22 protein-coding genes and 1 tRNA gene are annotated in these 26,637 nt (G+C 59.9%); 8 read left to right on the forward strand and 15 right to left on the reverse strand.

Annotated elements, in window-relative coordinates; translation table 11 throughout:
• Positions 1-65 precede the first annotated feature (65 nt).
• The 4 genes from H4W29_RS11010 to rocF all read right to left on the reverse strand — a co-directional run bounded on the left by H4W29_RS11010 (position 66) and on the right by rocF (position 4,828).
• Positions 66-542, reverse strand: a complete 477-nt coding sequence (locus tag H4W29_RS11010; protein ID WP_007822287.1) for a chemotaxis protein CheW — start codon at positions 540-542, stop codon at positions 66-68.
• Entirely contained in the window at positions 542-2,332 is a 1,791-nt protein-coding gene (locus H4W29_RS11015; RefSeq protein WP_192728949.1) for a methyl-accepting chemotaxis protein, read from the reverse strand. The genes H4W29_RS11010 and H4W29_RS11015 overlap by 1 nt, the downstream gene beginning before the upstream one ends.
• A gap of 347 nt (positions 2,333-2,679) precedes the next feature.
• Complete coding sequence (rocD, locus tag H4W29_RS11020; RefSeq protein ID WP_192728950.1) at positions 2,680-3,879, reverse strand: ornithine--oxo-acid transaminase; 1,200 nt, start codon at positions 3,877-3,879, stop codon at positions 2,680-2,682.
• A gap of 13 nt (positions 3,880-3,892) precedes the next feature.
• On the reverse strand, positions 3,893-4,828 hold the full coding sequence (gene rocF / locus H4W29_RS11025) for an arginase (protein ID WP_192728951.1): 936 nt from the start codon (positions 4,826-4,828) through the stop codon (positions 3,893-3,895).
• Between the two features lie 131 nt (positions 4,829-4,959).
• Between rocF and H4W29_RS11030 the strand changes: the two genes are divergently transcribed.
• On the forward strand, positions 4,960-5,388 hold the full coding sequence (locus H4W29_RS11030) for an Lrp/AsnC family transcriptional regulator (protein ID WP_192728952.1): 429 nt from the start codon (positions 4,960-4,962) through the stop codon (positions 5,386-5,388).
• A 3-nt stretch (positions 5,389-5,391) separates the two neighbouring features.
• Here H4W29_RS11030 and H4W29_RS11035 read toward each other — a convergent pair whose 3' ends face one another.
• The 3 genes from H4W29_RS11035 to H4W29_RS11045 all read right to left on the reverse strand — a co-directional run bounded on the left by H4W29_RS11035 (position 5,392) and on the right by H4W29_RS11045 (position 14,015).
• Positions 5,392-11,502, reverse strand: coding sequence for a translocation/assembly module TamB domain-containing protein (locus tag H4W29_RS11035; protein ID WP_192730713.1), 6,111 nt, complete (start codon positions 11,500-11,502; stop codon positions 5,392-5,394).
• A gap of 159 nt (positions 11,503-11,661) precedes the next feature.
• Positions 11,662-13,587: an autotransporter assembly complex protein TamA gene (locus H4W29_RS11040; RefSeq protein ID WP_192728953.1), complete on the reverse strand. Its 1,926-nt coding sequence runs from the start codon at positions 13,585-13,587 to the stop codon at positions 11,662-11,664.
• Positions 13,588-13,760: 173 nt separating this feature from the next.
• Complete coding sequence (locus tag H4W29_RS11045; RefSeq protein WP_007822262.1) at positions 13,761-14,015, reverse strand: YMGG-like glycine zipper-containing protein; 255 nt, start codon at positions 14,013-14,015, stop codon at positions 13,761-13,763.
• 332 nt (positions 14,016-14,347) lie between these two features.
• Here H4W29_RS11045 and hemA point away from each other — a divergent pair, with 332 nt between their 5' ends.
• Positions 14,348-15,562, forward strand: a complete 1,215-nt coding sequence (hemA, locus tag H4W29_RS11050; RefSeq protein ID WP_192728954.1) for a 5-aminolevulinate synthase — start codon at positions 14,348-14,350, stop codon at positions 15,560-15,562.
• 33 nt (positions 15,563-15,595) lie between these two features.
• Here hemA and dxr read toward each other — a convergent pair whose 3' ends face one another.
• Complete coding sequence (gene dxr / locus H4W29_RS11055; RefSeq protein ID WP_192728955.1) at positions 15,596-16,771, reverse strand: 1-deoxy-D-xylulose-5-phosphate reductoisomerase; 1,176 nt, start codon at positions 16,769-16,771, stop codon at positions 15,596-15,598.
• Between the two features lie 379 nt (positions 16,772-17,150).
• Here dxr and H4W29_RS11060 point away from each other — a divergent pair, with 379 nt between their 5' ends.
• The 3 genes from H4W29_RS11060 (at position 17,151) to H4W29_RS11070 (ending at position 19,039) form a co-directional block, all read left to right on the forward strand.
• On the forward strand, positions 17,151-17,798 hold the full coding sequence (locus tag H4W29_RS11060) for a hypothetical protein (protein WP_192730714.1): 648 nt from the start codon (positions 17,151-17,153) through the stop codon (positions 17,796-17,798).
• A gap of 57 nt (positions 17,799-17,855) precedes the next feature.
• A complete protein-coding gene (locus H4W29_RS11065) occupies positions 17,856-18,146 on the forward strand; it encodes a BON domain-containing protein (RefSeq protein WP_192728956.1) in 291 nt (96 codons plus the stop codon).
• Between the two features lie 104 nt (positions 18,147-18,250).
• On the forward strand, positions 18,251-19,039 hold the full coding sequence (locus tag H4W29_RS11070; protein ID WP_246517166.1) for a class I SAM-dependent methyltransferase: 789 nt from the start codon (positions 18,251-18,253) through the stop codon (positions 19,037-19,039).
• Here H4W29_RS11070 and H4W29_RS11075 read toward each other — a convergent pair whose 3' ends face one another.
• Together H4W29_RS11075 and H4W29_RS11080 are read right to left on the reverse strand one after the other, a co-directional pair.
• Complete coding sequence (locus H4W29_RS11075; RefSeq protein WP_007822250.1) at positions 19,040-19,201, reverse strand: hypothetical protein; 162 nt, start codon at positions 19,199-19,201, stop codon at positions 19,040-19,042.
• Between the two features lie 104 nt (positions 19,202-19,305).
• Positions 19,306-19,554 (reverse strand): hypothetical protein, encoded by a 249-nt coding sequence (locus tag H4W29_RS11080; RefSeq protein WP_192728958.1) that lies wholly within the window; start codon positions 19,552-19,554, stop codon positions 19,306-19,308.
• A gap of 144 nt (positions 19,555-19,698) precedes the next feature.
• Between H4W29_RS11080 and H4W29_RS11085 the strand changes: the two genes are divergently transcribed.
• Positions 19,699-20,208 (forward strand): DUF2937 family protein, encoded by a 510-nt coding sequence (locus tag H4W29_RS11085; RefSeq protein WP_192728959.1) that lies wholly within the window; start codon positions 19,699-19,701, stop codon positions 20,206-20,208.
• Between the two features lie 5 nt (positions 20,209-20,213).
• Here the strand turns inward: H4W29_RS11085 and H4W29_RS11090 are convergent.
• Together H4W29_RS11090 and H4W29_RS11095 are read right to left on the reverse strand one after the other, a co-directional pair.
• Positions 20,214-20,290, reverse strand: a tRNA-Arg gene (locus H4W29_RS11090).
• A 72-nt stretch (positions 20,291-20,362) separates the two neighbouring features.
• Entirely contained in the window at positions 20,363-21,526 is a 1,164-nt protein-coding gene (locus H4W29_RS11095) for a M20 aminoacylase family protein (RefSeq protein WP_192728960.1), read from the reverse strand.
• Positions 21,527-21,682: 156 nt separating this feature from the next.
• On the opposite strand from H4W29_RS11095, the gene H4W29_RS11100 reads away from it, so the two are divergent.
• Complete coding sequence (locus tag H4W29_RS11100) at positions 21,683-22,816, forward strand: D-alanyl-D-alanine carboxypeptidase family protein (RefSeq protein ID WP_192728961.1); 1,134 nt, start codon at positions 21,683-21,685, stop codon at positions 22,814-22,816.
• 9 nt (positions 22,817-22,825) lie between these two features.
• The gene (locus tag H4W29_RS11105) at positions 22,826-24,001 is read left to right on the forward strand and encodes a CobW family GTP-binding protein (RefSeq protein ID WP_192728962.1); all 1,176 of its coding nucleotides are present in this window, start codon (positions 22,826-22,828) and stop codon (positions 23,999-24,001) included.
• A gap of 3 nt (positions 24,002-24,004) precedes the next feature.
• Here H4W29_RS11105 and H4W29_RS11110 read toward each other — a convergent pair whose 3' ends face one another.
• From H4W29_RS11110 to H4W29_RS11120, 3 genes are all read right to left on the reverse strand, one after another.
• Complete coding sequence (locus tag H4W29_RS11110) at positions 24,005-24,229, reverse strand: sulfurtransferase TusA family protein (protein ID WP_007822239.1); 225 nt, start codon at positions 24,227-24,229, stop codon at positions 24,005-24,007.
• A 5-nt stretch (positions 24,230-24,234) separates the two neighbouring features.
• Complete coding sequence (locus H4W29_RS11115; protein WP_192728963.1) at positions 24,235-25,461, reverse strand: L,D-transpeptidase family protein; 1,227 nt, start codon at positions 25,459-25,461, stop codon at positions 24,235-24,237.
• A 193-nt stretch (positions 25,462-25,654) separates the two neighbouring features.
• Positions 25,655-26,608 (reverse strand): acetyl-CoA carboxylase carboxyltransferase subunit alpha, encoded by a 954-nt coding sequence (locus tag H4W29_RS11120; RefSeq protein WP_007822237.1) that lies wholly within the window; start codon positions 26,606-26,608, stop codon positions 25,655-25,657.
• Positions 26,609-26,637: the final 29 nt, after the last annotated feature.

The raw sequence follows: 26,637 nt of genomic DNA on the forward strand, positions 1-26,637 counted from the left end.
AGAGCTTGAACAACAAAAACCGCCCTTGTGGGGCGGTTCCTCGTTCATGTCATATCGCGAAGCGATCAGGCGGCCAGTTCGTCCGTCTCATTTTCCTTGAACATCTTTGCAAGGTTCAGGAAGCAGATCATGCCGTTTTCGGAAGCGATGATACCTTCACAGAAGGCACGGTCGAAGGAAGCGGTTACTTCCGGAACGGGCTGCACATGGCTGGAAGAAATCGTCAGGATGTCGGAAACACGATCAACCAGCATGCCGATGACCATATTATGCACTTCGGCGACGACAATGGCGCTACGCTCATTGGCGACAGTGCTCTTCATGCCGAGCTTATAGGCGAGGTCGATGATCGGGATGACCGAACCGCGCAGATTCATGACACCGATGACATCTGCCGGAGAGTGCGGGATCGGCGTCGACGGTGCCCAACCGCGGATTTCGCGGATGGTCGTGGTCTTCACGCAAAACTCCTGATCATGCAGGCGGAAGGCAATGATTTCGAGCGTATCGCCGCTGAAGCTAGTGGAATTGATCGTGGCCATTAGAATTCTTCCCAACTGTCATAAGCCAGGGCAGAAGCGGATGCGCCACCATTGGCGCGGACGAGCTTTGCCTTCACACCACGCGATGGCTTTGCACTTGGCGAAGCATCGTTACGGTTATCGATGACATTAACGGAAGAGTGTTGCCCAAATCTAAATTGTGAGACGAGATTGCGAAGGTTTTCAGTCTCGGACGAAAGCCGTGCGCTCGCCGCTGTCGTCTCCTCCACCATGGCGGCATTCTGCTGTGTGCCCTGATCCATAATGTTGACGGCCTTGTTGATTTCGACAAGCCCGGTCGATTGTTCGCGCGAGGATTCGACGATCGCCGTGACGTTGACGTCGATGTTGCCGACCTGGGTGACGATCTGTTCCAGCGCCTGGCCGGTCTGGCCGACAAGCTCGACACCGCTTTTCACATGCTCCGAGGAGGTGGTAATGAGCGCCTTGATCTCCTTGGCGGCGCCGGCCGAGCGCTGTGCAAGTTCACGCACCTCCTGGGCGACGACGGCAAAACCCTTGCCGGCCTCGCCGGCGCGCGCTGCCTCGACGCCGGCGTTCAGCGCCAGCAGGTTGGTCTGGAAGGCGATCTCGTCGATGACGCCGATGATATTGCTGATCTCGCGCGAGGATTTCTCGATCTGGCCCATGGCGTCGACCGCCTTGCGGACGATGCTGCCGGAATGTTCCGCACCGCGTTTCGTTTCCGCAACGAGGCCGCCCGCATCGGCGGCGCGTCTGGCGCTGTCGGCAACGGTCTGCGTGATTTCATCGAGTGCGGCAGCGGTTTCCTCGACGGTCGCAGCCTGCTGTTCGGTGCGTTTGGATAGCACGTCGGCGGCTTCCTTCGTTTCGCGCGCACCGCTGGCGATCGCCTCGGCATTGACGAGGACCGTGCGCATCGCGCTGCCGAGCTTGTCGATCGCGGCGTTGAAATCGGTCCGGACCTTCTCCAGCGCGGGCGGGAAAGGGTTTTCGACCCGCTTCGTCAGATCGCCCTCGGCAAGCGCGGTCAGGCCGGTTGCAAGATCATCGACGGCACGGACGCGTTCGGTGACGTCGGTCGCGAATTTGACGACCTTGAAGATGCGGCCGCTCATGTCAAAGATAGGATTATAGGATGCCTGGATCCAGACGACTTTGCCGCCCTTGCCGATACGCAGAAATTCCTCTGCGACGAACTGGCCGGCGGCAAGCTTCTTCCAGAATTCCTTGTAGGCTTCGGAGCGCACATAGGCCGGTTCGCAGAACATACTGTGGTGCTTGCCGCGGATTTCCTCTTGCCGGTAACCCATGACCGAGAGGAAATTGTCGTTCGCCTGCAGGATCTCGCCATCCGGCGTGAACTCGATGACGGCCTGAGCCCGCGAGAGGGCCGCGATCTTGCCTTCGGCATCGGCTGCCTTCAGCTTGGCGGCGGTCACGTCGCTTGCCAGCTTGACGATCTTGTAGGGTTTGCCGCCCGACATCAGCGGGTTGTAGCTCGCCTGGATCCAGACCTCACGACCGTCCTTGCCGATGCGCTTGTATTCACCGGCATCGAATTCGCCCCTGCCGAGCTTCTGCCAGAATTCCCGGTAGCCAGGTGAGGCGACGTAGTCGGGTTCACAGAAAATACTGTGGTGTCTGCCAACGATCTCGCTGAGTTTGTAGCCCAGGGCCTGGCAGAAATTCTCATTAGCGTTCAGAATATTTCCCTGCGGGTCAAATTCGATTGTAGCCTGCGATTTCATGAGTGCGGTGACGATGGCCCGCGAGTCCAGTGTCCCGCCCAGCGAAAACAACGACATGTCAAAATCCGATCTCTTCTCTTTGGCGGTCGGCCGCTGTCGGGTGATCGGATTCAAGCTATGCCGAATCTGCATGGGCTGCAGTATATCCGTCAATACTTAAGCCCGACCTGCCTCGCATGTGACGGCGGAGCAGCATCAATTGTTTATAAATACGGCCCCAAAGTCCCGAGGCACGTGATGTTTTTGAATTGCAGTATTTAAGTATGATTATTTCGGTTAATGATGCGTAACCGGACGTTCGATAGAATTGAAATAACGCAGCTTTCCTCACGATTTCGGAAGAAAAATTCGCGCATATTCGAAAGTAATGGATTAGTGATTGCAGAAATATATTACGCTTTACTTTAGGTGAGGGTTTTTTCGATCTGCTCTACCGCCCAATCCACCTGTTCCTTATCGATGACGAGTGGTGGCGCAAAGCGAATCGTATGGTCGTGCGTATCCTTGGCGAGAAGCCCCAGATCCTTCAGTGCATAGCAATATTGCCGGGCACCACCGGCCTCCGGCTCCAATTCGACCGCGAGCATCAGGCCGCGGCCGCGCACATCCTTGACGATGTTGGAGCGAATCGAGCGCAGACCTTCGAGGAAGTAGTCGCCCATCGTCTCGGCGTTCTCGATCATTCCTTCTTCAGTCAGCACCTTCAGCGCGGCGCGGGCGACCGCACAGGCCAGCGGGTTGCCGCCGAAGGTCGAGCCATGCTGGCCGGGCTTGAGCACACCGAGGACTTCCGAATTCGAAAGCACGGCTGAAACCGGATAAAAGCCGCCGGAAAGCGCCTTGCCGATGAGCGTTACGTCGGCTTCGATACCTTCATGTTCTTCGGCGAGCAGCTTGCCGGTGCGCCCAAGGCCGGTCTGGATTTCGTCGAGGATGAGCGTGACGTTGTTTGCCGTGCAGAGTTCGCGCACGCGGGTGAAATAACCGGCCGGGGGAATGATGACGCCAGCCTCGCCCTGGATCGGCTCGATCAGTGCTGCGACGGTATTGGCGTTGATGGCCGCCGCGAAGGCCTCTGCATCACCGAAGGGAACGATGCGGAAGCCTGGCGTATAAGGCCCGAAGCCGGTCCGAGCGTCGGGGTCAGTCGAGAAGCTGATGATGCTCAGCGTGCGGCCGTGGAAATTGTTGGCGCAGACGATGATCTCCGCCTTACCCTCCGGGACGCCCTTCACCTCGTAGCCCCACTTGCGGACCGCCTTGATGGCGGTCTCGACGGCTTCCGCGCCCGAGTTCATCGGCAGGATCTTGTGGGAGCCGGTCAGCGCGGCCAGCTCCTCGTAGAGATAGGCCAACTGGTCGTTGCGGAAGGCGCGCGAGGTGAGTGTCAGGCGGCTTGCCTGCTCGACCATGGCGGCAAGGATCTTCGGATGGCAATGGCCCTGGTTGACGGCAGAATAGGCCGAGAGGCAATCGAGGTAGCGCTTGCCATCCGTGTCCCAGACATGAACACCTTCACCCCGCGTCAGCACGACATCAAGCGGCTTGTAGTTATTGGCTCCAAGACGCTGTTCGGTGGCGATGAGGTTCGACGAGATGTTCATGGCCGGTGCTCCCTTATGCGGCGCGTGTAGGACGATCGAAGATACGGCGGCCGAAGAGGCTTGCCGTCATCTCCACCATGATGCGGGCGCTCTTGCCGCGATCATCAAGGAAAGGATTGAGTTCGACGAGGTCGAGCGAGGAGACGAGGCCGCTGTCGGACAGCATCTCCATGATAAGGTGAGCTTCGCGGAAGGTGGCGCCGCCGGGAACGGTGGTGCCGACGCCGGGCGCAAAATCCGGATCGAGGAAATCAACGTCGAAGCTGACATGCAGCAGGCCGTTTGCCTTCTCGATCGTTTCCAGGATCTGGCGGAGGATCACAGCCACGCCCTGTTCGTCGAGCGAGCGCATGTCGAAGACGTTGACGCCGTGCTTGCGGATTTCGACTCGCTCGGAGGCATCGACTGAGCGGATGCCCACCTGGAAGATCTTCTTGGGATCTACGAGTGCGCGGTCCTTCGGCAGGATTTCGGCAAAATCCGCCAGACCGCAGAAGAAGGCGACGGGCATGCCGTGAATATTGCCTGACGGCGAGGTCTCGGGCGTATTGAAATCCGAATGGGCGTCAAGCCACAGCACGAAGAGCGGGCGGTCCTTTTCGGCGGCATAACGCGCCATGCCGGAGACGCTGCCCATGGAAAGGCTGTGGTCTCCGCCGAGGATCAGCGGGAAATGGCCGGCTTTCGCCGCATCATAGGTGGCTGCTTCGAGCGCACGCGTATAGGCGCCGACGATGCGGAGATTATGCGCTTTCGGGTGATTGGGGAGATCCCTGGCCGGGACGATGCTGAGATCGCCCGTATCGACAACAGTGTGGCCGAGATCGCTAAGCGCCTTATCGACACCCGCAATGCGCAACGCTGTCGGTCCCATGCCCGCACCTCTGCGGCCGGAGCCCTCTTCAAGGGGAACGCCGATAAGAGCGACAGATCGAGGTTGTACTTCCATTCCAAGGGCTCCGTTCTGAGGCCTGTTTTGGCCGATAGTGAGATAAAGTGGCGGCGGCAAATAGATGGAAAAATGTCAGAAATGGATTATGATTGCGCAGATTGATAAAGCTAATTTGACAAAGTGAAACCATGGACGATCTCGACAACGAGCTCCTGAGTGCGCTTCGGCACAATGCGCGAATCTCCGTCTCCTCGCTTGCGGCGCTGACGGGGGCTTCGCGGGCGACGGTTGCCACGCGCATCGACCGGCTGGTCGAAAACGGCACGATTGCCGGCTTCACCATCCGCACCGGTCACGAGACGCGTTCCGCTGGCGTCCGGGCCATCGTCATGATCGAAGTGCATGGTAAGCTTGCCGACAAGGTCGCTACCCAATTGCGCGGCTTGCCGCAGGTGCGCGCGCTGCACAGCACCAACGGCAAATGGGATTTCGTCGCCGAGCTCGAGGACCGTGACCTCGTCTCCTTCGACGAGACGCTGCGTCGGATACGCCTCTTCGACGGCATCAACACGACCGAAACCAACATTTTGCTGAAGACCAGCAAGACGAGCTTTTAGGCCTCAATATTCATGTTCGTAGACGATACCGGCCTCACCTGAGCCATTGCCGCCGGCGGCGCCCCGCAGCTTCACGCCGCGGCCGACATCCAGATTGATGATTGCCTTGGCGCCGGCTTCTCCGCCCTGCTGCAGCTCGAAATAGGTCCGTTCGTTGAGGTAGCGGCCGACACTGACACTGGTCCGGCCCTTCGCGTCCGTGCTGATGTCGAGGTCATCGACGCCGAGCTGGTTGCGCAGTCCCTCGAAGAGCGAGGTCGAGCGATTGCCGGCGAGCTGGCTGACGGCATCGGCAAGCTGGGCGATCTGCACCGGCGACAGGCGGGACATGGATTGACCGAAGATGAGCTGGGCCAACACTTCGTCCTGCGGCAGGGCAGGCGACGAGGAGAAGGTGATGGCGGGGTCGGTCGCAAGGCCTGCGACATCCACCGTGAGCGTCGTCGTGCCTGACGTGGACGTGGCCTCCATGTCGAGGGCGGGCGTCAGGTCGCCGGCAAAGGTAATGCGGCTGCGATCGGAGAAATCGAGACGACGGTTGAGGATCGTCAGGCGGCCGCGGCGCATGGTGAAGGCGCCGACAACTTCCGGGACTGAAGCTGAGCCGCGGATCGTGATGTTACCGCCGACCTCTGCATCGATGCCGCGGCCGCGTACAAAGATCTGCGAGGGTGCATCGAGCTGGATATCCAGCATAATGGTCGACGATTTTTCGCGCGGCGGCTCCTGTCTCCCTTTGTTCTTGAGTTGTGCGAGTACGGCAGGCGGCGCGTTGATATGGCGAATATCGATCTCACGCAGCGATGTCGGCAACCTTTCAGGAACGGTGATCGAGGCCTTGTCGATGTGAAGCCTGCCGTTCAACGTGGGGTTAGAAAGCAGCGGTCCTCTCAATCCCAGCATGCCGTCAACCGTTGCGACAACCAGCGTGCCATCGACATAGACCGCTCGGTCCAGGCGGATGGAAAGATCAGCGGGGAAGTTGCCGGTAATGCCGACGGAGCCGCTGGCCGAGATCGAGCCGCCGCTTGCGAGCCTGCCGTTCAGCCGCGAAATGACAGCCTGCTGGCCGTTGAACGTGATGGTCGCGCCGAGGCCTTCGAGGGCGAGGTTGCGGCGCACGTCGATCAGCTTTGCGCCATCCGTGGTGACCGTTCCGTTAATGACGGGTGCCGCCGTCGTGCCGCTGACTTCCAGGTTCACATTGGCGACGCCTTCGGCAACGAGACCCTGCTGGGCGAGCTGTGCGCCGAGAACGGCGAAGGGGAGGCTTCCGTTGAAGCGCATCGACATGGCACGGTTGCCAGTCATTGCGAGAGTGCCGCCGCCTTTCAGCGACAATCCGCCGTCGCCGGCAAGGCTGGTGTCGACCGTCAGCCTGTTGTCGGCCAGCTTACCGCTTGCGCCAAGGGTGAGTGGGGCAAGGCCGGCGCCCTTCGTTTGGTTCGTTTCGGCATTCTTCCAGTCGACCTTGAAATCGACCGAGGGAAGGGGAAGCGATCCCGAGGCAGTCGCTGTCGCGGTAATGGCGCCTTCGGCACCAAGGTTCGGAACGAACCCATTGGCGACGGCGGCCGGCAGATTGGTGACATCGGCCTTGGCGTTGACGCCCTTGATAGTCGTTCCGGCTATATCGAGATTGCCCGCGGCCTTCAGCGAGACACCGCCATTACCGCTGAGATTGGCATCGAAATCCAGCCGGTCTTTGCTGAGCTTGCCCGAAGCAGCGAGCGTCAGGCCGGAAAGGCCGGCAGTCCTGGTCTGTTTCGTTCCGGCGTTTTTCCAGTCGATCTTGAAATCGGCGGCGGGGGCGGTGAGCGATCCGGAGGCCGTGGCTGTCGCTGTGATGATGCCCTCGGCTCCAATATCAGGGACGAACCCATTGGCGACGGCAGCCGGCAGATTGGTGATGTCAGCCTTCGCATCGATGCCCTGGATCGTGGTGCCTGCCAATGCGAGATTGCCGGCGGCTTTGAGCGAGACGCCACCTTTGCCATTCAAGCTGGCGTCGAAATCCAGACGGTTGCTGACGTATTTTCCCGAGGCGGCTAGCGCCAGGCCGGAAAGACCGGCGGTCTTGGTCTGGCGCGTTGCCGCGTTCGTCCAGTCGAGCTTGAAATCGACCACCGGCTCTGTCGGCGTGCCTGAGGTGACGGCAGTGCCGGAGATTATGCCCTCGGCGCCAAGACCGGGCACGAAGCCATTGGCGAGGTTTGCGGGCAGGCCGGCAATGTCGGCGTTGACCGCGAGGTCGCGAATGGCGGTGCCGTCGATCGTCACGCCGCCGTTCGCCTTCAGCAGCGCGCCATTGCTGCTGCCGAGATTGGCGTCGAAATCGACCCTGTTGTTTTCGTATTTGCCGGTAGCTTTGGCGGAGAGATCGGTGAGGCCGTTGCTCTTTGTCTGGCGCGTTGCCGCATTTACCCAGGCCAGATCGAAGGTGACTGCCGGTGTCGGCAGCGAGCCGGAGGCCGACGCCTTGCCGGAAATCGTGCCTTCAGCGCCCAGATCGGGAACGAAGCCGTTGGCAAGGCCTGCTGGAAGGTTTGCGAGATCGGCATCGACCTTCAGATTGCGCACCGCCGTCCCTGCTAGCTCGACATTGCCCATCGCTCTCAGCGACAAGGCCTTCGGTCCGGCGAGATTGGCATCGAAATCGAGTTTCTGGCCGGCAAACTGGCCGGTTGCCGTAAGGTTCAGCCCGGTCAGGCCGGCGGTCTTGGTGTGCCGTGTCGTGGCGTCCTGCCAGCTGAGCTTGAAATCCGCAGCCGGAGCGGCAGGCGTCCCTGATACCGAGGCAGTGCCGGAAATCACTCCGCCGGCATCGAGATCCTTCACGAAACCGTTGGCGATATTGGCCGGAACATTCGCAAGATTTGCGTCGATCTTGATGTCGCCGATCGTGGTTCCGATAATAGCGACATTACCGAGCGCTTTCAGCGATAGTCCACCCTTGCCAGTGAGCGCAGTATCGAAATCGAGCCTGTTATCCGCAAATTTGCCGGATGCGTTGAACGACAGACCAGCAAGCCTGGCGCTCTTTGTCTGGCTTGTCGCGGCGTTTTTCCAGTTCAGCTTGAAATCGGCCGCTGGTGCTGCTGGCGTGCCCGTTGCCGTGACTGTTCCCGAAACCGTACCCTCGGCAGCAAGATCGGGAACAAAGCCATTGGCGACCTTTGCCGGCAGGCTGACGATGTCGGCGTTGATATTGAGGATCGGGCCGTTCGGATCCGCAAGACCGATGTCGCCCGCCGCCTTCAGGGAAAGTCCGTCAGCGCCGCTAATGCCGCCATCGAAGTTCAGCCTGTTGTCGGCGAAGGTGCCAGATGTCGAGACGCCGAGAGGGGCGATGCCGGCGCCTTTTGTATGGCTGGTGGCCGCATCCTTCCAGTCGAGCTTGAAATTGACAGCGGGGGCGGCCGGTGTCCCGGTTACGTTCACCGTACCGGAAATCGTGCCATCGGCGGCAAGATTAGGAACGAAGCTGTTGGCAAGGCTTGCCGGCAGGTCAGTGATGACGGCATCGAGCTTCAGGGTCTCACCAGCCGAACCGGTGACCGATACCGAGCCGCTGCCGGTCTTGACGGTCAGACCGTTCAGGCTGGCAACTCCCTTGGTGATGTTGACCTGTGCGGGTGACGCCAGCTCGACCGGAATGTTGTGCGGCTTGGCGGCGAAACGGTCGAGATTGAGATCGATCATGCCGCCTGCCGACTGCACGTTGCCGGCGGCCTGCAGCGGATTGCCGTCATAGCCCGCATCCAGATTGAAGTCGGTGCGGGTCTGCTGCTGGACGAAATCGAGCGCAATGCCGGTGAGCTTATTGGTCCCGACGCCGAACTCGTCGGCCCTTATTGTTCCGCTGGCTGCAAAAGCCTTGATATCGCTGACGGTCACGTCGATCGTCGGCCTGGCGATCGTAAGCGTGTCACGGCGGATGCCACTGCCGCTGGCGGCAACCTTGAGCGCAATCTTGCCTTCAGTGCCGGTAATGTCGACGGAGCCCTTGAGGTCGCCTTCCGCCTTCTGGCCGCCGAGAGCGGCAAGCAGGCTGATATCGGGGAAGTCGAAGGTCAGCGCACCCGCCGGCGTCATGCCTGACGAAAGTGTGAGGTTGCCTGCCAGGCGATTGCCGCCGACATCGGCCGTCAGCGCGGGGATAGAAATGATCCCCTTCTCGGATTTAACGTCTCCATTGATGCCGATCGGCTGGCCGTCGATCGTGCCGGTCGCGGCTATCCGGCCCTGCGGAGCGGCAGGATCGGCGGAGCCCGTCAGATCGATGTTGAGATCGCCGACCTTGCGATCGGCCATCTGCAGGCTGGCAGCTTTCATATTGGCAGTGAGTGCAAGTGCTGGAAGCGTGCCGCTTGCCTTAATGCTGTAATCCGCTTCCCCGCTCGTGCCTGACAGCAGCTTGCCGATATCGGGAAGCTTGCCGGCGAGATCGGCCGTCAGCACGTCATCCTCGAGCACGACGTTGCCGCCTGCCTCGATGGTGGGGGATTTGATCGTGATGTTCGACAGCGTCACCTTGGAGGGGATCGTGCCGGCAATCTGGGTCTCGAGGTTGATCGGTGCATCGAACTTTTCGGCGACGGCCGGCGGCAAGGCGGCAGGCTGGACAGTAAATTTCGCATTGCCGGTCAGCGTATTGTCGGCCAGGCGATAGGAACCGTTGAGATCGGCGCCGATATTGGCACTTTCGACAGTCGTGCCGTTGAAGCCGATGCCGTTGCGGGAAATCTGAAGCGGCGCGACGAGTGTGATCGGACCCCGAACCGCGCGGTTGAGGTTGGGCTCGGTGAAGGTTGCGTCTCCCGCGACGAGGCGCAGCTGGATATCGCCGGCACCATTGGCGAGATTGAAGGCATCGCTCTTGGCAGTCAGCTTGACGTTGCGGATATCGGCTTGTGGCATCGTGGCGGAATCCAGCGATCCGCTGGCGTTGATGCGCACGGCCTGTGCCTGTCCGGTCATTGCCAGATTGAGGCCCGAAATCATGAAGCGTGCTTCGCCATCTGCTAGCGGCCAGCGAAAATCGACCGGACCGGAGGTGCCGAGCACATTGGCGTTCAGGCTGTTATTGCCGGCAGGGTCGAGCGTGCCGGATGCAGCGATGACGACGCTGCCGGTCGCCAGATTGCCGGTCTGGATATCGATCTTACCGTGATCGTCGAAGGTTGCGGATACATCGATATTCGTCTGGCCTGCGAAAAGCGGCCGGAATGCCATGGGGAGCAGCGCGCTTACATCGCCGCCGCCCTTGAGGTCGAGATGATGCAAGCCGTCGGGCGTGATCGCGTGCTTGCCTTCCAGCGAGGCACGTTGCTGGCCATCGAGGGCAGCCTGCAGCTTGCCGTTCCAGTCCGAGATCGGACCTTCGCCGTTGAGCGCGATATTAACTGCCGGGCTGCCGGGCAGACCAAGAAAGCCTGCGAGCAGGCCGCCCTGCGGTTCGGCAAGCTGCGCGTTCAGCCGCAGATGGCCATTTGCCGGGGTGAAGGCGATATCGGCGGAGAGCTTTGCGTCGGGAACCTCATGGCGGTTGACGTTAACAAGCGCTTCGCCGCCATCGCCATCGGCTCTGAGGTTGCCAGTGGCGGCAAGTGAGAAGGCCCGGCCGGCCAGAGGCGCGCCAAGGGAAATATCGGGCAAAGCGATATGCTCGATATCGATCTTCAGCGGCAGCCGGAAGCCCCCGCTGCCTCCTTCCTCTGGAGTCACCGGCCTGGAAGGGAGGGTGCGTACCGGCTGGCGGCGCACCTCGATGGAGGCGACTGATACCTGCCTGGCATGGAAGGTACCGGTCAGCAGCGCCAGGGGATTCCAGTCGACGGCGATGCCGCGGATTTCTGCAAATGTGCCACGCGTGTCCGAGAGGGTGATCTCGGCTGCGCGTAAGCCGCCGGTCAGCAGGCCCTCGGGTTCGCGCACCGATATCGTCATATCGCGGTTGGAAAGTGCTGAAGCGACATTTTCTGTGACAATGCGGGCACCGAAGGAGGTGAAGCCGAAGATCGCCAAAGCAATGACGGCAAGGATGATCGCCGCGCCGAGACCGTAGCCAACGAGCCGCATTATCCAGTTCATGATTTTCGCCAACATTTGCATAAGAGCGGACACTATCCCGTTTTCATGACAGCTCACAGGTCGGAAAGCACTGCGAAATCGGCATTCTCAAAGCATTTCCGTTTCTGGTCACGGAAATGCTCTATCTTTTTTCACGCAATTCCGGACGCAAAACCGCTGCACACTTTTGCTGGAATTGCTTTAGAACGACTGGCCTATGCCGGCATAAATTCCATAATCCGTCCCACCTTCGTACTTGTTCAGCGGTACGGCAAAATCAAGCCGAAGGGGGCCGAAAGGCGTTGCATAGCGGATACCGGCGCCCGCACCGGCCCTGATATCGGAAAAATCAGGCGCAATGCTGTCCGAAACCGTGCCGACATCGATGAAGGGCACGATACCGATCGTATCGGTGATCCTGATACGCGTCTCGAAGGAGCCGGTCACATAGGAGCGACCGCCGGTGGCCTCGTCGTTTTCATTATAGGGCGAGATTTCCTGATAGCCGTAACCACGCACGGAACCGCCGCCGCCGGCGAAGAAACGCTGGGTGGCCGGAATATCCTGAACGCCGCCGCCGCCGATCAGCGTGCCGGCCGCGAGCTTGGCGGCCAGCACGATGCCGTCTTCGGCGCCGAGACCGAGATAGCCTGATATCGAGCCTTCGAAGGCTGAATAGATCGTGCCGTTGAAGAATTCATAGCCCGGCTTTGCCGAGAGCGTGGCGTGATAGCCGCTGGTCGGATTGAATCTGTCGTCGCGGGCGTCGCGATCATAGGTGATCGGCAGCGTGAAGGTCAGATAGTTGTTGTTGCCGAAAGCGTCGTCGTCATTCTCGAAGCTCACCTCGCCCGCTGCAGAGATGGTGTCCTGATCCGTCAATTCATAGGAGATGCCGAGCGAAGCGGTAATAAGTTTCGCATTATAAGCATCCGGATTTTCCGTCTTCGCGACGATGCCGGCCTTCAAGGTGGCGGACGGGTGGATGAAGCCCGGTTTTGTGAAGAGGATGCCGGCGGAGTAATCGAGATCGCCGAGGTCGGACGCTTCGCCGAGACGCGAGACGGCGCCTTCGATGCGCAGCGATTCGGCCTCGCCGAACAGGTTGCGATGGCCCCAGTAGCCGTTGACGCCGAAGCCGTCGATCGTCGAATATTGCGCGCCGATGCCGAGGTAGCGCCGCTTACCTTCGGAAACCTCGATCGTCATGGGCAAGGTACCATCGGAGGCCAGCGCGTCGCCTTCGTGGATCGTCACACTGGAGAACACGCCAAGTGCGCGCAGGCGCTCGCCTGCCTTTCTCAATGCCTCGGGCGAATAGGCCTCGCCCTTCTGTAGGCGGGAATAGCGCTGGATGAATTCCGGCTTGACCCTTTCCTCCCCAGTCACGCCGACTTCGCCGATCGGAGCAACCGGGCCACCTTCGGCAGCGAGAACGATATCGACGGTGTTCCTGCTGTGGTCGGCAACCACGCGGCGTTCGGTGAGCTTGGCAAAAGGCCTTCCCTCGCTCTTCAACTGGTCGACGATCGTATCGCCGGCCTTGATGATGGCGAGCGAGCCGGCTTGCTCACCAGGTGCCAGATCGTAATCGGCGGGATTGCGGTGCGCGGCATCGCCGCCGAACTGTACTTCATTCACGGTGAAGACCGGGCCAGGGGCTATATCCACTTTGACCGGGACGGGCTTTGAGCGATCGAAAGTCGGGTTAGGAGGCAGATCGTCTATATTGCGGCCGTCGATGGTGATCGTCACCACACCGCCGTAGCGCGCCTTTTCGAAGAGTGTGGCGATCAACCTGTCGCGGTCGTCGCGGGCTTTCACGACGACGCCAAGATCGCCTGAAACCGGACGGTTCTTATCGCCGACGAGACGAGAGCTGTTCTCCAGCGCTTCCTTGAGGTCGCTATCGGCTGTCCCGGTTTCGAGGTCGACATCATAGCGCACAGGATCGGGCACCTGCAGGTTCTCGTCCTCGTCCTTGCCGAATATGGTGATGCCGAAAAGCTTGAATGCGTAAGCGTTGCCCACGAGGACCGGTGAAAATGCAGTCGCCGCTGCGACCACCGCCATGGCGCCTGCTCGATACGCAATACCAGTTCTCAGGCCCGTCCCTCTAATCCGCATCCGCCGCTTTTTGGTTACATTAAAATGAAGCTCTGCGTTGCCCAGCCGATAGCAAGCTTAGCGGCAAAATCGCGCCACGTGTACCAATTTAAACTGTTGGCGCACTAATTTAGCACAAAAAAATCCCGGACGAGGGTCCGGGATTTCCATTTTTCCTATTCTGATTGCAGATCTCAGCGGCAATCATCGATGTAGCGGCGACCATACCGGTCCCGGTAATAGCATTGGCCGGGCTGCTCTGCGACCCTGCCGATAAGCGCGCCTGAAACGCCGCCGATTGCTGCACCGACTGCCGCGCCGCGCACGTCGCCGGTGACCACGCCGCCGATAACGGCACCAGACGCTGCGCCGATACCGGCACCTTGTTGCGTGGGTGTGCAGCTTGCGATCGAAAGGCCGATCAACGCGAGTACGAGGACTTTTTTCATTCTTCTCTCCGAGGTTTTTGGCGCCCCAGCGGGCGGATGTCGTCCCTAACCTGTTTTTTTCTCAGGCTAGCCCGAAAACTATGTCGCAAGAAGGGCTTGTCCACCATCATCGAGCTTTTTTCGTAAGGCGTGGATTTCTTTCCACGATTAAAAGCGAATTTTTCGCTGGAATTGACGTCGATCAATTTCCCCGATCACGGCTCGCATATTTTTTATCTGGAATCATTCAAAAGTCTGCGCCTTTTGCCGCAGTTGATGTTAAATCAGGGACGTAAGGGTTGACGTCCGGTTGCCGTCTCAGCAAGAAACAGCCGTACGAACTGGAGCATATGATGGATTTCGAAGCGTTTTTCAAAAGCGAGCTGGACGGGCTTCACACTGAGGGCCGTTACCGCGTTTTTGCCGATCTGGAGCGCCATCGCGGCAACTTTCCGCGTGCGACCCGCCACACGGCAAATGGCGAACAGGAAGTGACCGTCTGGTGCTCCAACGACTATCTCGGCATGGGCCAGCACCCCAAGGTGATCGAGGCGATGAAGGAAGCCATCGATCACTGTGGCGCGGGTGCGGGAGGCACCCGGAATATCTCTGGCACCAACCACTACCATGTTCTGCTCGAACAGGAGCTCGCTGATCTGCACGGCAAGGAAGCCGCTCTGACCTTCACGTCAGGCTATGTTTCCAACTGGGCAGCGCTCGGCACGCTCGGCGCCAGGATCCCTGGCCTCATCATCTTCTCCGATGCTTTCAACCATGCCTCGATGATCGAGGGCATCCGCTACGCCAAGTGCGAGAAGGTCATCTGGAAGCACAATGACGTGGCCGACCTCGAAGCCAGGCTCGCTGCAGCCGATCCCAAGGCGCCGAAGCTCATCGCCTTCGAATCCGTCTATTCGATGGATGGCGATATCGCGCCGATCAAGGAAATCTGCGATCTCGCAGACAAGTATGGCGCGATGACTTATCTCGACGAAGTGCATGCCGTCGGCATGTACGGTCCGCGCGGCGGCGGCATTGCCGAGCGCGAAGGCCTGATGGATCGCATCACCGTCATCGAAGGCACGCTTGCGAAGGCTTTTGGCGTCATGGGCGGTTATATCGCGGCTTCCACGGCGCTCTGCGATTTCATCCGTTCTTTTGCATCGGGCTTCATCTTCACGACGTCGCTGCCGCCGGCCCTCGCTGCCGGCTCGATCGCTTCGATCCGGCATCTGAAGGCGAGCCCCTTCGAGCGAGCCCGCCATCAGGATCGCGTGCGAAAGCTGCGCGCGCTGCTTGACCAGCAGGGCATTCCGCACATGCCGAACCCGAGCCATATCGTGCCGGTCATGGTCGGCGATGCCGCCAAGTGCAAGTGGATCTCGGATCTGCTACTCGACAATTTCGGGGTCTATGTGCAGCCGATCAACTATCCGACGGTGCCGAAGAAGACCGAGCGCCTGCGCATCACGCCGACACCGCTGCATTCGGACGCCGATATCGAACATCTCGTCGGCGCGCTGCATTCGCTCTGGTCGCGCTGCGCGCTCGCCCGTCACGTAGCCTGACGTCACTGCGCCTGATTTTTCAGGAAAATTTCTTTATCGGATGAGCCCGGCAGCCCGCTGCCGGGCTTCCTTGTCTGCGGCGAAGACATCATCCATCGTTGCCGCCGCTGGCAGATCGATGAGATCGTCCATCACTTTTTCGGTGATCTCGGCCATGGCGAGGAAGGGCAGGCGGCCCTCGATGAAGGCTTCGAGCGCCACTTCCTTGGCGCCGTTCAGCACTGCACCCTGGACGCCGCCGCGCGTCATCGCCAGACGGGCAAGCCGCAGGGCAGGGAAACGTTTTTCATCCGGAGCCTCGAAGTCCAGCCGCGCGAGCTTGGCGAAATCCAGCCGCTCGATCGGCAGGTTCGCCCGGCGCGGATGGGAAAGGGCGTAGCCGATTGCGGTGCGCATATCCGGTGCGCCGAGCTGCGCCAGCACCGAACCATCCGTATAGCCGACCATCGAATGGATAACCGACTGCGGATGGACGATCACCTCCACCTGCTCGGGGCGCAGACCGAAAAGGTGCTTCGCCTCGATCATCTCCAGCGCTTTGTTGAACAGCGACGCACTATCGATGGAAATCTTCAGGCCCATCGACCATCTCGGATGGGCGCGTGCGGTCTCCACTGTGACGTTGGCCATCTCCTCCAGCGAGGATGTGCGGAAGGGACCGCCTGATGCCGTCAGGATGATACGTTCCACGGCATGGCGCTGGTTTTCCTCCAGCACCTGGAAAATCGCATTGTGTTCGCTGTCGACAGGTAACAGCTTGCCGCCGCCGTTCTTCACCGCCTCGATGAAGAGATCACCTGCCGAAACAAGACATTCCTTGTTGGCGAGCGCGATATCGGCGCCGCGGCGTGCCGCCGCAAGCGTAGGAGCAAGGCCGGCCGTGCCGACGATGGCTGCCATCACCCAGTCCGCCTCGCGGTCTGCTGCCTCCATCAGGCCGGATTTGCCGGCAGCGACTGCGATGCCGCTGCCCGAAAGCTCGCTCTTCAGCGATTCGTAATGCCGGTCATTGGCGATGACGGCCAGCTGCGCGCCTGACGATTTTGCCTGCTGCGCCAGCAATTCCACATTGCCGTTGCCGGTCAGGACGGAAATTTCGAAATTATCCCGGCCGCCCAGATGATCGATGACATTGAGCGTATTTTGGCCGATCGAGCCTGTCGAACCGAAGATACTGAGGCGCCGAGGCGCGATTTTGCTCGTCATCATCGTCGATTTCGCAAGAAATTGCATATTCGGCATCGGCTCTACAGGGGATCGCGGGAGGCAGCAAGTGTGCGGTGCAGCAAATTTCAACTCCAGAGGGGTTTACATAGGTCCGCCATGATGTGATCCTGATAACGGTCCTCACGGGGATGATCATCTGCTGCGGCCGGTTACGGTCGAAAAAGGCAAATCCGCTGGGCGTTGATGCGTCCGACGAGCGACCGGCAATTTAATGCCATTGGCCGCGGCCAAACAAAAATCGAAGACTGAACCGGGATTGCGTGTCTGCACCGTCCTTCATTGCGTTCGACGCGAGCGCTCCACGTCCGCTTTGCGCCTATCGGTGCGCGATTGGCGTGCTAGTTCAAAACGATGCGATATTATGACGAAAATAAAGATTGCATGCTTTGTTTTTGCCCTTCTGCCTCTGGCCAATCCGGTATTTGCGGATGATCTGGTGATCTGGTCGCCGGTGAAGGTGTCCACTCGTTCCTACAAAACGACGGTCGGGTTTCGCCTGCCGATGGAATGGGAGACGAGCGCCGGCGCCGATCTCGCGCTCGCCTCGAACAAGAGCGGGGCACCGCTGCCGGATTCCGGCCAGGCGATGCTCTGGGGGAAGCTGCAGAAGGTAAGTGTTACGCCGGCCAGCCGTGCGCAGCAGGATGTGACGCTGCAGGTCGATACTTTACGCGGCAGCGGCGCGCTTATGCTCAGCCGCTCGCGAAGCTGGATACTTTCCGATTCGCTCGACATGCAGACGACACGCGCGGTGAGCCTCGGTTACAACGCCGTCGATGCGCGGCAGGCAACGGTGTCGGCCTCCCAGGCGGTGAAGCTTATCTATCCATGGACTGGCACATCGATTTCCGCGGGCAGCAGCATCGGTAATGTCAATGGCGACTTTTCCAGCACCGTTGCCGTCAGCCAGAACATCCTGCCCAATCTCGGACTCAGCGCGTCCGTGTCCGATCCGCTTTCGACGGGGCGGACGGGGAATGTCAATTTGAACTATCAGCTTCGCTGGTAGGCGAAACCAAAGCCTTGTCAGCCGCGTTTCTTCCTAATCACCAAGGAGGACAGAACGATGGTCTTCAAGGAACAGACATTTCACGGTCATCTGCCCGAAGCCGAGGCTGAATATGCCAACCGCGCGACGCTGGAATCTGCGGTCGCCAATGCACTGGCCGTTGCTGGCGGTATCGATGCATCCGATGTCGAGGTTACGGCCGAAGGCGACGAGATCGTTTTGAGCGGACGCGTCGGTACGGTTGATGAAATCGAGCGGGCAACAGTCGTCGCAAGAACTGTTGAAGGCGTGCATACGGTTCGAAACCGTATTTTGCTTGCGGACCCGATAGTTAATGTTCGACATTAACTATTAACCAAATATTAACTTTCTGTAAGTTTATCCGCACCGTCCCCTGACCTAGGTTTGACCTATTCCACAGCCCCGGAAAGTCAGGTATTTCGATGCATCAGATGGAAATGATCAATCGTCGGACATGGAGCAGTCCGCTCTCCCGGCGCGACTATCGCAATAGCAGCGGTTTCATCAATGAAGGCGAGCGCGTGGTGCTCGGCATTGGCCTTGCGAATTCCAGGGGAGGCAGCGTCCTCGATATAGGCATCGGCGGCGGTCGCACGGCTGCGCTTCTCGCCAGGGAGGCCGCCAACTATGTCGGCATCGACTATACGCCCGAGATGGTAACGCTTGCGCGCTCCAACCACCTGGGTCTTTGCTTCGAAAATATGGACGCACGTGATCTTTCGGCCTTTGCCAATGGCTCCTTCGATCTCGTCGTTTTCAGCTATAACGGCATCGACTCCGTCGATGCCGATGGACGCAAATCGGTCCTGCGTGAAGTCTCGCGCGTGTTGAAGGCCGGCGGCACCTTTGCCTTTTCGACCTTCAATCGCAACTGGCACGGTTTTGGCCAAAACCGTGCCCGCTCCTCGATCGTCTGGTCCAATCACCCGGTGAAGCTGAGTTTCCGGCTCCTCAAGCACGCGATGGGAATGGTGCGGGAGTGCCGTTTCGCGCCGCTGGAGGAGCGGGATGGCGAACATGCAATCCTGCTGCATCGCGCCCATGATTTCGGCATCATGGTCTACGCCACGACACCCGGCCAGCTGCGCTCACAACTCACAGAAAGCGGTTTTACCGGCGAGCCGTTACTCTTTTCGGTCGATGGTCGCCCCCTCGATGGCGAAATGCCGGCGAACGAGGAATATTTCCACGTCTTGGCACGCAAGCCGTCGCTCAGCTGATCAGCCGAACCGCTCGGTCAGGAAGCCAGCAGGCGCCTTTTCACCGACGAGCCGATCGGTCTTATGTGTGGTGACCGGGCCTTGCGGCTGGTAGCTGATGGCGATGAGCAGACCGCAGGCGATTGCGCCGCCAATTGCAAGCAGGGTCATTCGAATACGCATGACGGATACTCCTGTTTTGCCGGTAAACGCGGGAAAAATTCCGAAGTTCCTCATGCTTCAGAACAGATGACCCCGGCTGGGCCTCCAGCCGGGATCTTCCTGTCTTAGCGGCAGACACGGGTCTTCTTGATCACGGTTTCGCCGTGGCTATGGAAGCGTTCCGTGCGGGTATAACAGTCATGCGAAACACGGCGCGGCGGCAGGCGATGGCGATAGTAAGGACGGTCCACCATGCGGTGATATCCGTATCCATCATTGTCAGTTGTGATGGTTACGCTGGCCGCCTGCGAGGGCAGAGCAGTGGCGAGAATCGTAGCCGCAGCAAATGCGGAAGCGATGATAATATTCTTCATGACAAGCCTCTCTTTCTGAGTTGGTCGGGTGATCAACTCGAACGAAGCGCAATCAGTTCAATCACATAGCGTTACCAATTGTGTCAGTGGCAACCTTTGCCCGCCTGAAATCGTTCTCATGTCGGAACAGCCGGAGACATCGTCATGGGACAGATCGGAAGGGCCGTCACACTTGCGGTTGGACTTGCCGGCGGCACGCTTTTCTCGCAGGCGCCGGAATTCGCGCAGCAATATCGCCAGCGCATCGGTGGGGCGATCGACGAGCTCAAGGTCATCGTGGACGACTTCACGAAACAGGCCGCCGACCATCATCTCGATCGTCAGCAGGCGCTCGATGTCTATGCCCGTTCTCCCGACGATTTCCTGCGCGATCGCGGCCTTTCGATGCGCAGTACGCTGGAGCGCTATGAGCGCCTCGTCACCCAGCAATCGGATCTCGGTAGTACGGCGCCGGTCGCAAGGCCCTTCGTTCTCATGCGTAATGCCGATGAAGGGATCCTTGCCAATACATGGCACGACTTCGTGCTTGGAGTCCCCGTCAGCTTCCCCGGTCTCGCCTGGGCGGCAATTGGCTTCATCGGCGGCTGGATCGTCGCGGTACTGTTCGGGATAGGCGCAAAACGCGCCGTGCAGTGGCGACCTGGTTATCGATGAGAGAATGGTGATCCCGACGCGATTCGAACGCGTGACCCCCAGATTAGGAATCTGGTGCTCTATCCTGCTGAGCTACGGGACCACTCCGTTGCCATGCATACAAAAGGCTTGGAAGGAAGCCAAGCCTTTTCAGTGTTTCCAATGTCGTTTCGTTTCAAGCGCCGAGGCGCTGTTCGGCAAGGCGCACCCAGTAGGAAATGCCGTGGGCGATGGCCTCGTCGTTGAAGTCATAGGCGGGATTATGGAGGCCGGCGGTGTCGCCGTTGCCGATGAAGATGAAGGCGCCAGGGCGGGCATTCAGCATGTAGGAGAAATCCTCGCCGCCCATCATCGGATCGACCTCGGGATTGACGTTGGCTTCGCCGGCAATGTCGCTAGCGATGGCGACGGCATGTTCCGTTTCATCCGCATGATTGAAGGTGACGGGGTAGTTGCGGTGGAAGTTGATGTCGGCTGCCGCACCATGGGCGGCGCAGATGCCTTCCACGACTTCGCGCAGGCGTGCTTCGGCCTGGGCGCGCACCTCGTCATCCAGCGTGCGGATCGTGCCGGCGAAGGTTGCGTCATTGGGGATGACGTTGTGGGCGAAGCCGGCATTGAACTTGGTGACGGAGACCACGACCGAGCGGAGCGGATTGACGCTGCGCGAGGCAATCAGCTGCAGGTTGGCGACGATCTGCGCGCCGATGGCGATCGGGTCGATCGTACGGTGCGGCTGCGCCGCATGGCCGCCGCGGCCCTTGATGGTGACGGTGAACTCATCGGTCGCCGCCATGATAGGGCCTTTGCGGGTGGCGAACTGACCGACGGGCAGGCCCGGCAGATTGTGCATGCCGTAGACCTCTTCGATGCCGAAGCGCTCCATCATGCCGTCCTTGACCATCAGATTGCCGCCGCCGCCGCCTTCTTCGGCCGGCTGGAAGATCACCGCGACATTGCCATTGAAGTTGCGCGTCTCTGCGAGATATTTCGCGGCACCCAGCAGCATGGCAGTATGGCCGTCATGACCGCAGGCGTGCATCTTGCCGGGTGTTTTCGATGCCCAGGGTTTGCCGGTGATTTCGGTGAGCGGCAGGGCATCCATATCGGCGCGCAGGCCCACCGTGCGGCTGCCTTCGCCCTTGCCCTTGATGACGCCGACGACGCCGGTGCGACCGATACCGGTGACAATTTCGTCGACGCCGAATTCCTTAAGCTTTTCAGCAACGAAGGCGGCCGTATTTTCGACTGCGAAGAGAAGTTCCGGCCGCGCATGGATGTGGCGGCGCCACTCTGCGACTTCATCCTGAAGTTCGGCGGCTCTATTCAGAATCGGCATTCTTGGGTTCCTGTGAATGAAATGCGTGGGGCCTGTCTGAAAGCATCACAAGGGCGTGATGCCTTGGAAATAACTTAGTCAATGACCTTTGCCATGTCATAGCCATATAGGGTAAATAGGGGAAGGTTTCGAGATAATTCCCTGAAGGACGAGCACTTGTCGACGCGCCACGATCGTTTGTTCGCCGCTTTGCGGCCGTTTTCTTTTATAGCGACAGCAACAGCGGTTCTTGTCTCGTCCGTTACACTTGCTCAGGCCAATCCGCATATCCTCGTCGACGTGCAGACCGGACGGGTGCTGGAGCATGAGGAAGCTTTCCGCAAGTGGTATCCGGCTTCACTCACCAAACTCATGACCGTTTATACGGTGTTTGATGCGATCCGCTCCGGCCAGATCAGCCTCGACACGCCCGTTGTCATGAGCAAGCGGGCAGCCGCCGAACCGCCAGCCAAGATGGGCTTCAAGCCAGGCCAGAAATTCACCCTCGACAGCGCGCTCAAGATCCTGATGGTGAAGTCGGCGAACGATATCGCGGTCGCCGTCGCCGAAGCGGTCAGCGGCACGCAGGAGGCTTTCGTCGTGCGCATGAATGCCGAAGCGGCGAAGCTCGGCATGTCGGATTCGCATTTCATCAATCCGAACGGCCTGCCGGGCAAGGGGCAGTATACGACGGCTCGCGACCTCGCGATCCTGTCGGTGGCGCTGCGCCGCGACTTCCCGCAATATGCCGGCTATTTCTCGCTGGAAGGTTTTACGACCGGCAAGCAGAACGTTCCGAACATCAACATGCTGATCGGTCGTTTTGCCGGCGCCGACGGCATGAAGACCGGCTTCATCTGCGCTTCGGGCTTCAACCAGATCGGTTCGGCGACACGCAGCGGCCGCACGCTGGTTTCCGTCGTGCTCGGTACCGACAGCCTGGCGGCCCGCGCCGACGCCACCGCCAATCTACTGCAGAAGGGCTTCACCACGCAGTTTGTGGCAAATGATACACTGGGTTCGCTGAGGCCCTACGGTCCGGGGCAGGACCAGGTGAATGACATCACGGCCGATATCTGCAGCGCCAAGGGCGCGAAAGTGCGCAGCGAAACGCGTGACGAGGTTGGCCGCATGAAGGTGCAGTCGCCCTATATTCACGAGATGGATCACGAGCCGCAATTCGTGTTCGCCGGCCTCATTCCGGGGCAGGATCCGCAGCCGGTCGCGCAGAACGACAAGATCGCCAAGGGCGACGCGGTCGAGGCGCTTGCCAATGTGCCGGTGCCGCTCCCGCGGCCGAAATCCTTCTAAGGAAGAAACATGAGCACGTTTAGCGACAAGATCCCGGTCACCATCCTGACCGGCTTCCTCGGCGCCGGAAAATCGACGCTTCTGAACCGTATCCTCAAAGATCCTGCCATGAAGGATGCGGCCGTCATCATCAATGAATTCGGCGATGTCGGCATCGACCATCTGCTGGTCGAAAGCTCCGGCGATTCCATTATCGAGCTCTCCGATGGCTGCCTCTGCTGCACTGTGCGCGGGGAACTGGTCGATACGCTGGCGAACCTCATGGATGCCGTGCAGACGGGCCGTGTGAAGCCGGTCAAGCGCGTGGTCATCGAGACCACCGGCCTTGCCGATCCGGCTCCCGTCATGCAGGCGATCATGGGCAATCCTGTTGTTGCGCAGAATTTCGAGCTCGATGGCGTCGTCACCGTCGTCGATGCCGTCAACGGCCTGCAGACGCTCGATAATCACGAGGAGGCGCGCAAGCAGGCGGCTGTTGCCGATCGGCTGATCGTTTCGAAACAGAGCATAGCCGGCGACCCGGATGCGCTGATGGCACGTCTGCATGGCCTCAATCCACGCGCCGCCATCATGGATGCCGACAGTGATGAGGCAGGCTCAGCGCGTATTTTCGTCAACGGGCTTTATGATCCCGGCACAAAGATCGCCGATGTCCGCCGATGGCTGCATGATGAAGACGAGCATGAGCACGAGGGGCATCATCATCACGACCATGGGCACGATCACGATCACGATCACGGTCATCACCACCATCATCATCATCATGGTCATGGCCACGATCAGGACCCGCACGACGTCAATCGTCACGATGCGTCGATCCGCTCCTTCTCGATCATCGAGGAGAAGGCGATCGATCCGATGGCGCTCGAAATGTTCATCGATCTCTTGCGTTCTGCGCATGGGGAAAAGCTTCTGCGCATGAAGGCGATTATCGCCACATCGGACCGGCCGGAGCGGCCGCTGGTGCTGCATGGCGTCCAGAGCATCTTCCACCCGCCGGTGCGGCTTGCGGCTTGGCCAAACCCCGAAGACCGGCGCACGCGCATGGTGCTGATCACCAAGGATCTGCCGGAGGCTTTCGTGAAGGATCTCTTCGACGCCTTCCTCGACAAACCGCGGATCGATGCGCCGGATCGGGCAGCCCTCAGCGACAATCCGCTCGCCATTCCGGGCATGCGGATCTGACGATCATCCCTTACGGATCAGGAAACGGTGGCCGCGCTCGGTCTTTTCCGTGCTGACAAGCTCATGGCCGTCTTCATTGCAGAAATGCGGGATGTCGATGACGGCAAGCGGATCGCTGGTGTCGACGAGGATCATCGCACCGCTCGGCATGGCAGTCAGCTTCTTGCGCGTCTTGATGACGGGAAGCGGGCATTTCAGCCCGCGCAGATCGTAGAGAACGGCGTCCAAGCCGATCAGTTCCTGGCCCAGAACTTCCAGAACGGCTTCTTGGTGGCGTCTGCGGTTTCCTGCGGTGCCGGCTCAGGTGCGGCATAGGCCAGCGGGTTCTGCATTGGCACGGGAATATTGGCTGGCAGCGCTGCGGCAACGGTCGTGGCCTGAGCCTGCGTCGTCGGCGTAGCAGCAGCTGCAGTCTTTGCAGCCACGCTCTTTGCGGCCTGATTGGCCATCATGTCTTCGAGTTCGGCAATCTTGACCATGCGGCCGGCCTCAAGCGACGTGCCCGTCGGAGCATAGGCGAGTTCACGACCCTTGCGCTGCTTGGCGACCACAGCCTTACGTTCTGCTTCCGTCGGGTCGTACCAGGCAAGTCCGTCATATTTCTTCAGCGCCGTCTGATAATCGGCATCATAGGTCTTGCCGTAGGAGGCGAGCGCTGCCGTCAGCGCCGGCGGCGTAGACATGGCCGGGCAGGCGCCGGCCGGATTGAAGCTGCCGCCGTTCGTGGCCTGCTGGTTGAAGACGTATTTCTTCTCGCAGACATTCACTTCCGGCGGGCGCTTGGTGACTTCGAAATTGTCGTAGCCGACCTTCAGCATCTTCCAGAAATCATAATTCGTATCCAGACGATGTTTGACCATGTTCTCGGCCGTCATGCGGAAGGGGAAGGCCTGAAGCTGGACGCTTTCCTGGCCGCCCTTGAAGGCGTCACGGGCAAAGGCGTAGATTTCCAGAACCTGCTGATCGGTCATCGAATAGCAGCCGGACGATGAGCAGGCACCGTGGATCATCAGGTCGCTGCCGGTGCGGCCGTTGACGGCATCATACCGGTTCGGGAAACCGGTATTGATCGCCAGATAATATTTGGAATTGGGGTTCAGATTGGCGCGGCTCAGGTTGTAGAAGCCTTCCGGCGCCTGCCGGTCGCCGGTTTTGACCTTCGGGCCGAGCTTGCCGGACCAGGCGCAGATCTTGTAGCCGGCGATCTTCTCAAACCGGTTGTCCGTCTTCGCCTTCCAGACTTCCAGCGCACCTTCTTCCTTAAAGATGCGGATCATGATCGGCGAGTTGCGGTCCATGCCCTTGGCCGACATGTCGGCAAGGATGCGGGCGGGAAGCGGCTGCTCCACCTTGTTCTTGACGGTCGAAAGGTCGATGCCTTGAGCCGATTCCAATGCGTCATTGCAGCCGGTCAGAGCCAGCGCCATGAGTGAAACATAGGCAAAATGACGTATGCGCATTCAATCAGCCCATCAATAATGCGACCCAACCCGCTTACGGAAACCGGGCGTAGCGCGGAATCATAGGCGGCTTATACTTGATAAATCCTTACCAGCCTATGACTTGCGCGGACGTGTCCTGCAAGCGCAATGTTACAGATAACATTATTGTGGCCAAGATTTGGCCCCAATCGGCTGTGCTGCCCTTTGGAACTTACAGATTGCGGCCCATGGCGAGGAACTTCTGGCGGCGGTCGTTGCGCAACTGTTCGCCGGAGCGGGAAGCCATTTCGGCCAGCGCATTGGAGATCATATCGCCGGTGGCGGCGATGACGCTGTCGGGATCACGGTGTGCGCCGCCGAGCGGCTCGGGAATGATGCCATCGATAACGCCGAGCGCCTTCAAGTCCTCCGCCGTGATCTTCATGTTGGTCGCAGCTTCCTTGGCGCGGGTGGAATCGCGCCAGAGGATCGAGGCGGCACCTTCCGGTGAGATGACGCTGTAGATCGAATGTTCGAGCATGTAGACGCGGTTGCCGGTGGCAATCGCGATCGCGCCGCCCGAGCCGCCTTCGCCGATGACGATCGAGATCAGCGGCACCTTGACGCCGAGGCACATCTCGGTCGAGCGGGCGATGGCCTCGGCCTGACCGCGCTCTTCGGCGCCGACACCCGGATAGGCGCCTGCGGTATCGACGAGAGTAATGACGGGAAGCTGAAAACGATCCGCCATTTCGAGGATGCGGATCGCCTTGCGATAACCTTCAGGACGGGCGCTGCCGAAATTATGCTTCAGGCGGCTCTTGGTGTCATTGCCCTTTTCCTGGCCGATGACGGCGACCGGCTGGCCACGGAAACGGGCAAGACCGGCCTGGATGGCGGCATCCTCGGAAAATTTGCGGTCGCCGGCAAGCGGCGTGAATTCCTGGAAGAGCGTCTTGGCATAATCGACGAAATGCGGACGCTGCGGATGGCGCGCGACCTGCGTCTTCTGCCAGGCGTTGAGCTTCGAATAGATCTCGACGATCGCCTCGCGGACGCGGACTTCGAGCCTGCCGACTTCGTCGGAGGTGTCGATGCTTTCGTCTTCCGTCGCCAGCTTCTTAAGCTCGATGATCTTACCTTCGAGGTCGGAGATCGGCTTTTCGAAGTCGAGATAGTTGTGCATGAGGTGCGTTTCCGTTCCTTGTGCGCGGG

This window comes from Rhizobium viscosum, assembly GCF_014873945.1.
Lineage (GTDB): Bacteria > Pseudomonadota > Alphaproteobacteria > Rhizobiales > Rhizobiaceae > Rhizobium > Rhizobium viscosum.

Excerpts from the sequence above, each read along its gene's own strand:
- H4W29_RS11010 (WP_007822287.1), bottom strand. The coding sequence starts at position 542 with ATGGCCACGATCAATTCCACTAGCTTCAGCGGCGATACGCTCGAAATC.
- H4W29_RS11015 (WP_192728949.1), bottom strand. The coding sequence starts at position 2,332 with ATGTCGTTGTTTTCGCTGGGCGGGACACTGGACTCGCGGGCCATCGTC.
- rocD (WP_192728950.1), bottom strand. The coding sequence starts at position 3,879 with ATGAACATCTCGTCGAACCTCATCGCCACCGAACAGCGTCTTGGAGCC.
- rocF (WP_192728951.1), bottom strand. The coding sequence starts at position 4,828 with ATGGAAGTACAACCTCGATCTGTCGCTCTTATCGGCGTTCCCCTTGAA.
- H4W29_RS11030 (WP_192728952.1), top strand. The coding sequence starts at position 4,960 with ATGGACGATCTCGACAACGAGCTCCTGAGTGCGCTTCGGCACAATGCG.
- H4W29_RS11035 (WP_192730713.1), bottom strand. The coding sequence starts at position 11,502 with ATGCAAATGTTGGCGAAAATCATGAACTGGATAATGCGGCTCGTTGGC.
- H4W29_RS11040 (WP_192728953.1), bottom strand. The coding sequence starts at position 13,587 with ATGCGGATTAGAGGGACGGGCCTGAGAACTGGTATTGCGTATCGAGCA.
- H4W29_RS11045 (WP_007822262.1), bottom strand. The coding sequence starts at position 14,015 with ATGAAAAAAGTCCTCGTACTCGCGTTGATCGGCCTTTCGATCGCAAGC.
- hemA (WP_192728954.1), top strand. The coding sequence starts at position 14,348 with ATGGATTTCGAAGCGTTTTTCAAAAGCGAGCTGGACGGGCTTCACACT.
- dxr (WP_192728955.1), bottom strand. The coding sequence starts at position 16,771 with ATGATGACGAGCAAAATCGCGCCTCGGCGCCTCAGTATCTTCGGTTCG.
- H4W29_RS11060 (WP_192730714.1), top strand. The coding sequence starts at position 17,151 with ATGACGAAAATAAAGATTGCATGCTTTGTTTTTGCCCTTCTGCCTCTG.
- H4W29_RS11065 (WP_192728956.1), top strand. The coding sequence starts at position 17,856 with ATGGTCTTCAAGGAACAGACATTTCACGGTCATCTGCCCGAAGCCGAG.
- H4W29_RS11070 (WP_246517166.1), top strand. The coding sequence starts at position 18,251 with ATGGAAATGATCAATCGTCGGACATGGAGCAGTCCGCTCTCCCGGCGC.
- H4W29_RS11075 (WP_007822250.1), bottom strand. The coding sequence starts at position 19,201 with ATGCGTATTCGAATGACCCTGCTTGCAATTGGCGGCGCAATCGCCTGC.
- H4W29_RS11080 (WP_192728958.1), bottom strand. The coding sequence starts at position 19,554 with ATGAAGAATATTATCATCGCTTCCGCATTTGCTGCGGCTACGATTCTC.
- H4W29_RS11085 (WP_192728959.1), top strand. The coding sequence starts at position 19,699 with ATGGGACAGATCGGAAGGGCCGTCACACTTGCGGTTGGACTTGCCGGC.
- H4W29_RS11095 (WP_192728960.1), bottom strand. The coding sequence starts at position 21,526 with ATGCCGATTCTGAATAGAGCCGCCGAACTTCAGGATGAAGTCGCAGAG.
- H4W29_RS11105 (WP_192728962.1), top strand. The coding sequence starts at position 22,826 with ATGAGCACGTTTAGCGACAAGATCCCGGTCACCATCCTGACCGGCTTC.
- H4W29_RS11115 (WP_192728963.1), bottom strand. The coding sequence starts at position 25,461 with ATGCGCATACGTCATTTTGCCTATGTTTCACTCATGGCGCTGGCTCTG.
- H4W29_RS11120 (WP_007822237.1), bottom strand. The coding sequence starts at position 26,608 with ATGCACAACTATCTCGACTTCGAAAAGCCGATCTCCGACCTCGAAGGT.